The sequence below is a fragment of the Flavobacterium sp. SOK18b genome, assembly GCF_014156605.1.
GTDB lineage: Bacteria > Bacteroidota > Bacteroidia > Flavobacteriales > Flavobacteriaceae > Flavobacterium > Flavobacterium tiangeerense.
On record NZ_QKNZ01000140.1, the window covers coordinates 1 to 7,353 of the forward strand.

7 protein-coding genes and 1 pseudogene are annotated in these 7,353 nt (G+C 27.5%); 4 read left to right on the top strand and 4 right to left on the bottom strand.

Annotated elements, in window-relative coordinates:
- Together DNC80_RS15100 and DNC80_RS15105 are read left to right on the top strand one after the other, a co-directional pair.
- On the top strand, positions 1-592 hold a 592-nt coding region (locus tag DNC80_RS15100; protein WP_182651921.1), incomplete at its 5' end, for a hypothetical protein.
- A 203-nt stretch (positions 593-795) separates the two neighbouring features.
- A complete protein-coding gene (locus DNC80_RS15105; protein WP_182651922.1) occupies positions 796-1,440 on the top strand; it encodes a CatB-related O-acetyltransferase in 645 nt (214 codons plus the stop codon).
- Positions 1,441-1,675: 235 nt separating this feature from the next.
- Here the strand turns inward: DNC80_RS15105 and DNC80_RS15110 are convergent.
- Positions 1,676-1,786 (bottom strand): annotated as a pseudogene (locus DNC80_RS15110) (ATP-binding protein); the annotation flags it as partial.
- Positions 1,787-1,849: 63 nt separating this feature from the next.
- On the opposite strand from DNC80_RS15110, the gene DNC80_RS15115 reads away from it, so the two are divergent.
- Positions 1,850-3,346, top strand: coding sequence for a recombinase family protein (locus DNC80_RS15115; RefSeq protein ID WP_182651924.1), 1,497 nt, complete (start codon positions 1,850-1,852; stop codon positions 3,344-3,346).
- A gap of 112 nt (positions 3,347-3,458) precedes the next feature.
- On the opposite strand, the gene DNC80_RS15120 is transcribed toward DNC80_RS15115, so the two are convergent.
- From DNC80_RS15120 to DNC80_RS15130, 3 genes are all read right to left on the bottom strand, one after another.
- Positions 3,459-4,358, bottom strand: a complete 900-nt coding sequence (locus DNC80_RS15120; protein WP_182651925.1) for a DNA-processing protein DprA — start codon at positions 4,356-4,358, stop codon at positions 3,459-3,461.
- Complete coding sequence (locus DNC80_RS15125) at positions 4,355-5,524, bottom strand: phosphoribosyltransferase (RefSeq protein WP_182651926.1); 1,170 nt, start codon at positions 5,522-5,524, stop codon at positions 4,355-4,357. The genes DNC80_RS15120 and DNC80_RS15125 overlap by 4 nt, the downstream gene beginning before the upstream one ends.
- A 294-nt stretch (positions 5,525-5,818) precedes the next feature.
- Positions 5,819-6,073, bottom strand: coding sequence for a helix-turn-helix domain-containing protein (locus DNC80_RS15130; RefSeq protein WP_182651927.1), 255 nt, complete (start codon positions 6,071-6,073; stop codon positions 5,819-5,821).
- Between the two features lie 111 nt (positions 6,074-6,184).
- Between DNC80_RS15130 and DNC80_RS15135 the strand changes: the two genes are divergently transcribed.
- On the top strand, positions 6,185-7,225 hold the full coding sequence (locus DNC80_RS15135; RefSeq protein WP_182651928.1) for a hypothetical protein: 1,041 nt from the start codon (positions 6,185-6,187) through the stop codon (positions 7,223-7,225).
- Positions 7,226-7,353 lie beyond the last annotated feature (128 nt).

Sequence of the window (7,353 nt, forward strand, 5' to 3'; positions counted from 1 at the left end):
GTATTATAGTGCAATAGGCTTGAAATTTGCTTTTAAAATTAATCCGAATAATACTAAAATAAATTATTTAAAAAGCATTGAAATTCCGGTGTTTAAAAAAGCTAATGATGTTACAAGAAACATGTATCCCGAGAAACAATATCCATATAAAACTTTAATAAAATTAGAAATATTAGAATGTGTTGATGGAATGCCTGGTGAAAATTTAAATAATTACTGTAAATATGAGGTAATCGATTCCGAACTTATAAATGATTTTTTTACCACAAACTTTGAAAAAAACATCAAAATTCCCGAAGATGGTTTGTTTGTTGTAGTAACATTTATCGGGAAAGTTGATGAAAATAATTCCTTGATTATTGAAATGCCTTATGAGCTTAATAAAAAATTTGCTGATAAAAAATTTATAAAATGGATTTTACCAAACATCCCTATTATTGAAAGGAAAAATGATACTAAAACATTTTATCGATTTGATTATGAAAAAGATTCAAAGTGGAGACAAATTGAAAAACCAATTATCTATCTTAAAAACAAGGAGTACCCCATTTTTGATATTGGCATTGGTTACAAAATTGATTTGATGGAGTAAAAAAATTAAGAAATTTTATAAAAGTGTGTTTCCAATTTAATTAAATTACCAACGCTTAAAATTAAAAACATCAGAACCATTACTATTGAGTCTACTATCATCCTCAACTTACAACATGACCAATGATTTACAGATAATGTGGGCTTTTAAAAGAAAAAATAGTTTATAATAATAAATTAAAGTTCATCTAGAAAAATTTAGGAATGAAAATACCAAATAAAGACACCCCATTTCCATTAGAAAATTACGACAAACTTTGTTTTTTAAAAAACACAATCACAAACCCTAACATAATTATTGGAGATTATACCTATTATGATGATTTTGAAAACGTTGCTAATTTTGAGAAAAACGTAAAATATCATTTTGATTTTATAGGTGACCAATTAATTATCGGCAAATTTTGTATGATTGCTTCTGATGTAAAATTCATAATGAATGGGGCAAATCACCTCACAAAATCAATAAGTTCTTATCCCTTTGCAATATTTGGAGAGGATTGGAAAAATGCCATGGAAGGAAAACAGTATCCTAATAAAGGAAATACAGAGATAGGAAACGATGTCTGGATTGGGTATAATTCGACTATAATGCCTGGAATAAAAATAGGTGACGGGGCGATAATTGCATCGAATTCGACGGTAACTAGAAATGTAGAACCTTATTCTATTGTTGGAGGGAATCCAGCTCAAGAAATAAAAAAAAGATTTACAAAAGAACAAATTGAAAAATTGTTAGAAATACAATGGTGGAATTGGGATATTGAAAAAATCACTAAAAACATTCAAAATCTTACTGATGATAACATTAATACGTTTATAAATTCGGCAAATAACCTTGAGCTGTAAACTCAAATATGTTCATTCCAATGACTCAAAGGGCAAAATAAAAAAGACTATTTCATTGCTTTTATACTAATCCTAATTCCGTTTTTCATAGCTATTGTAGATAAAGCAACGTAATATTATTTTAGATTTAAAAAATATACTAATTTGATATATCAAGAATTAATATCTTATAAAAAGTAAGACTATCATTTATGTTTTTTAAAGTAGACCATAATTAAAAAAATCCTCAAAAAAATTATCCCAACCAACCATCGCGGTCTAGACTTCGATATTGAATAGCTTCGGCAATATGATTTGACTGCACTGCTGGGGATGCTTCAAGATCAGCTATAGTTCGCGCTACCTTATTCATACATTACAATATATAGTTCATTTGCTTTTTGTATTTTTACGAAAAAATTCAAAATAAATGAAAGCAGTAGCATACCTAAGGGTCAGTTCACAAGAACAATCATTAGAACGACAGTATGACGACATCAAGAAATTTGCATCTGTAAAGAAGTTACAACTTGTAAAAATATTTGAAGATAAAATAAGTGGTTCTCTAACTAAAACTGATGAAAGAGTAGGTTTTAATCAAATGAAAAGATATCTGCAACTCAATGAGGATGTAAAAAACATTTTAGTTTTAGAGATTTCTAGGTTAGGAAGAAAAAATAATGATATTCAAAATGTTGTTGAAGAGTACATAGAGAAAGGAATTAACATTCATATCAATGATTTAAATATATCTACTTTAGATGATAGAGGAAATAGATCATTTGCCTCAGAAATGATGATATCTATGTTAGGTGTCATGGCTTCAAATGAAGCAAGACTACTTTCATCAAGAATAAGTTCTGGAAAAATGTCAAGAGCAAGAAAAAATTTAGCTTTTGGTGGTAAAATCATTGGATACATTAAAGGAGAAGATGGCACTCCAATGATAGATGAAATAGAAGCACCAATGATTAAAAAAATATTTGAATTAGCTTCAAAAGATCTTGGGATGCGAAATGTATCTGCAATGATAGAATCAGAATTTAGTAGAAAAATTGCAATTGGAACTTTAAGTGGTATTATTAGAAATAGTTTTCATAAAGGGGAAAGAAAATATCTTGATTTAGAACTCACTGTACCAGCAATTGTTTCAAAAGAATTATGGCAAAAGGCAAATGATTCTATTAATAATAGAAACAAGTTTGGAAGCAGAACGAATGTAAATACTAATATCATTCAGGGGAAAATCAATTGTGTATGTGGTAATGTCATGCATCAAAAAGTAATTCCACAAGGAAGAATTGATTCCTTTGTATGCAAGGATGAAAAATGCAAAAATTCCATTAATAGACCATGGTTATTTAGAATGGTACGCAAAGTAGTTGAAAGACATGCACAAAAAACAAAAGACGAACAAGTTCGTGAAAATTTCAAGTTACAAATATCATCATATAAAGTTAAAATTCATCTAAATAACAAAGAAATTGAAAAACTTGAAAACAGACAAAAAAGAGCAATGGAACTTTATCTCGATTCAGAACTCCCCAAAAAAGAATACAACGAAACTAAAAATAGTGTTCGTACAAAAATAGAATTATACAATAACATTAATAATAGACTAAATGAATTTATTATAACTTCTGAAAATGCCCTAAAAACAGATATTGAACATTTTAGCGCAGACTTAAAATTATTTAAAGTTGAGATTAAAGATATAATTAGTAATGTCATTATTGATAAAGAGCGAGTTTTAATAAATATTTTTGGTTGGCGAGAATACGACCTATATAAACCCAATAGTATTAAACTTGGTTGGGAAGCTAGAAAGCCATTAAATGAAAGATATCTTAATGAGGAACTTCCCTTAAGATATCCGATTGATGATGAAAATTTAGAAATGATGACTGACGACTTTTTATCCAATTAATAAATTCTCATTGTAGCTATCATAAAAAATTATTACAAATGATTTGCTCAAGGTTATATTTGTCTCGTTTAAAGTATCAGGAGCTAATAAAATTAAGTTGATAAATTATACATTATAAACTAAAATCAATTTCAGTTTGTTCAATATCTTTATTAGTTAGATGTTTTTTAAAACTAATTTCGTCATCAAAGATATACATGCCTTTAAAAGGATTAGTCAATAGAGTTTGAATACCAGAATATTGTTCTAAATTACTCCATTCATCTTTCATTTTATGAACCAAAACTTGCTTATCATATCTTTTGGCAAAATTAATAGTATGCATTGTTCCTGAATTAGTTCCCATTTCAATAGGTATAACGATATCTGATAAAGCTGATTGGATTCTATTTCTTTGAACGAAACTTTTTTTACCTCTATTAATGCCAAACATACTTTCGGAAATAAGACATCCTCCCGAATTTAGAATATTTATAGCCAATTCGTAATTTGTAATTGGGTAGATCGAATCTAAAGAATTAGGTAAAACTGCAATTGTATATTGATTATTTTTTAAAGCGTAGGAATGCGCAATAGTATCAATGCCTTCAGCTAAACCTGATACAATTGAATATTTATCATGATTAAGCCAATTAACTACGTTTTCTGTATTTGAATTTGCAAAAATAGAAATATCTCTACTTCCAACTACAGCTGCAGTTTTAGACTCTATGAATTCTCCTTTAATGTATAATACTGGAGGAGCATCTTTTATTAATTTTAATTTCTTAGGATAATTATCGTCAAAAATTGATACAGATTTTATTCTATGATACCTTAATTTTTGTAAACCAATTTTAGTTTTTTCAACAAGTGAATTCAAATCCTTAATACTTAATGCCATTCTCTCGACACAAAATCCTAAAATTTGCTCTCTCTCAGAAAATTTAGTCAATGCTTCATACATCAAACCAATATCATAGTTAGTAACGTATGTTAAAAATATTAAATCATGGACATCTAACTTATTCATAAAAAGGCATCTTTTAGCGAATTTAAAATTTCTTCTGAATTTTTATTATTTATTGTACCTCGAACTTCTATATAATTTCCATTACGTGTATATGTATAATTGGGCGAATAAACATTTCCATATAAGGTATAATCATAAAGTTTATATGTATACTTAAATTTCCCAAGTGTGATAAAAACCACTCTATTTGCCCCTGCATGCTTCAATAGGTGTCTTACAGTTTCACTTGAAGTTCCATGTGTGCTAAAATCATCTATTATACAAAAATTTCTTCCTTTAATCTTTCCGTCATAGTAAGGATTTAAATGAATAGAATCAAATTGTGAATTACAACCATCTAAAGAGCGGACACCAGGTGCTAATCTATTTCTTTTAACTGATACTTTATGACGGATAAGTAAGTCATGTACTGATCGGCTTCCAAAAGACTTTCTTAAAATATCTTTAATAGATATTAAAGCATCATTTGGTTGACCGTCCGAAGATGGGTAATATGCCCAATAATTAATGTCTTTAATTTCTTTAAAAATTCTATATATACTCAAAAGACTATAAATTCGAAATGGAGACTTACCTTTATCAAATCCATCTTTCAAATGATTTCTTAAATGATCGCAAATTTCAATTTCATTATTATCTTGCATTTGACCTGTCATGGCATTTGTTAAACCATAGAGAGTAAATGATTTATCTACTGAATGAGAAAAGAACCATGGCGCTTCAATATTTAAATAGTGATCGAAAAAATATTGTAATCTTTCAACTGATAGAATACCTATTCCATAACCATCCGTATAAATTCTATCATGTGGATTGTTCTTTCGTGCGTAGTCAGCAGTTAATAATAATATCCTAGCATTTGCAGCTAAAATCATATCAGCGTCTTTTGATCCCAATACAATTATATCTTCAAAATCAATATTTAAACGAGCAGATATATGTTCAATTAATTTTGGGCTTCTTCTCAGTCCTTTATTTTCTGAAAGATTTAAAGTGTCAATTCCATCAGGGATTATTGATAAGGATTGAGCATGATTTGATATCGCAACTACTTTATTATCCTTATTCAAACTTTTAAAATACAATAAATTTTCAATAATATTTGGAAAAAAGTCGTTTGACGTTTTATCAAATAAAGCATCAGGGTTAGTAATAATTAGCTTCATTTATAAATCATATTTTGCAGGTTTTAATTCTTTAACAAATATAAACTTATAACAGATAGAAGTAAAATTATTTGTTGTAAAAATAAACCTAAATATTTTTAAATAATCATTATCATTCAGTCAATTTATTTAATACTCTCCCAAAGTATTTTTTTTCTGATACCTGAATAAAACATCTCCATTTAATCCTAAACATAGGTAACCTAAATTAGTTAAAATTTGTTTCAAGGAAGGATTTTAATTAAATTATAAGAAAAAAATTACTTAAAAAATCAAACATGAAGTAGATATTATTTACTCCATAAAAAACAAGTCTTTTAAGTCGATATCAAGTGCTAATGACAGTTTTATAATTGTGGATAAAGTAACATTTGTGCGACCATTTTCTATTCTAGAAATAGTAGTCTTTTCAATAGATGATTCTGAACTCAATTCATTCATAGCGGCTGCTAAATCGAATTGAGTCATATTCTTCGCTTCTCTAATTTTCTTAAGATTTGAACCGAATTGCTTCTTGTATTGCTCTATTTTTATTGACACTGTAAACATTAATGTCAATATTACTTTATATATTTACAGACAAAGTAAACATATATGTCAACATTGCATTTCTAAAACAATCAATGTTGAAAATTTAAAAAACATAAATATCTAAAAGGAATGACAAATTCGAAAACACTTATTACAATTTTAGCTTTAGTAATAAAACTAAATTTAAATGCACAAATGGCACCATCAACAGGAGAGAAAGTATTAGAAGTAAAAGAAACTTATGAAGGAGAGTTTCTTAAAACAGTTAGTGAAAATTCACTTTCAAGCGTTGTTACTAAGGCTATCACTGAAAGAGTTCCTAAAAAATTAGAAAAATATGGGTTTACAAATATTACATTAACAGAAGTTGGTCAAGTTAACGAAGAGGGAAACTGGAAGTTTCAAGTTAATTTTATTGACAACATTTCTAAACATTCATATAAGGTTAGAATAAACATGATGTATAGTCCTCAATACATAATTAAAGAAAGTAATTTATCAAAAGAAATTTCAAAAATATCTGGGCATGAAAGAGTAAACAGACAAAAACTAATCTTTAATTCATCTTCTGATATAATGACAAAAGCAACAGGTTGGTCTTATAACTCAACATTAGGGGAATGGATTGATTACGAAAATGTAATCAGCAGTGAAAAAATATATAAAAACGAATTAAAAAATTCTCAAGGTGAGTATATGATGTCCAGAGCAACAAGCTTTTTAAACATAAGTACTAAATCATTAATATACAACAATATATATTATTATGTATTAATTATAGAAAGATGGAATGGTGCATTTAAATATCCAGCATTACGAGAGAATTGGTATACATTCAAGCAAACTAACGGTTATATCTTCACTAAATCTGACTATTTAAAATTACAGAAATTGGAAGGTAGTTTAATTCTTCAAACGCCAAATTTCGTTTATATGGGGTCGAATATTGAAAAATATGATGAAACAAAATTTCTTGATTTAATACAAACGGAACTTGCAAAAAATAAAGATAATAATTCAAACCAATATGCCTTATTTGTTACTAAACCAAAAGAAGGAATTATTAGATTTAATTTATCCGATTACTATATTGCTAATTCAACATCTATTTTAGACAAAGAATATTTCGAAACAGAAATTGAAAACTTTTCAAAAATTTTAATAGAATAAAAGCCTAATCAATACCATTGTTTAAAGTATACCATTAGCATACAAACGGATATTCATTTATGTTTACACAAACTGAATCTTAAATGAAAGAAGAGGACATATTAAAAAAAAGACACTTAAAAAAGTGT

What these genes read in the sequence shown, in the direction of transcription:
- DNC80_RS15105 (WP_182651922.1), top strand. Translation starts at nt 796, where the DNA reads ATGAAAATACCAAATAAAGACACCCCATTTCCATTAGAAAATTACGAC.
- DNC80_RS15115 (WP_182651924.1), top strand. Translation starts at nt 1,850, where the DNA reads ATGAAAGCAGTAGCATACCTAAGGGTCAGTTCACAAGAACAATCATTA.
- DNC80_RS15120 (WP_182651925.1), bottom strand. Translation starts at nt 4,358, where the DNA reads ATGAATAAGTTAGATGTCCATGATTTAATATTTTTAACATACGTTACT.
- DNC80_RS15125 (WP_182651926.1), bottom strand. Translation starts at nt 5,524, where the DNA reads ATGAAGCTAATTATTACTAACCCTGATGCTTTATTTGATAAAACGTCA.
- DNC80_RS15130 (WP_182651927.1), bottom strand. Translation starts at nt 6,073, where the DNA reads ATGTTTACAGTGTCAATAAAAATAGAGCAATACAAGAAGCAATTCGGT.
- DNC80_RS15135 (WP_182651928.1), top strand. Translation starts at nt 6,185, where the DNA reads ATGACAAATTCGAAAACACTTATTACAATTTTAGCTTTAGTAATAAAA.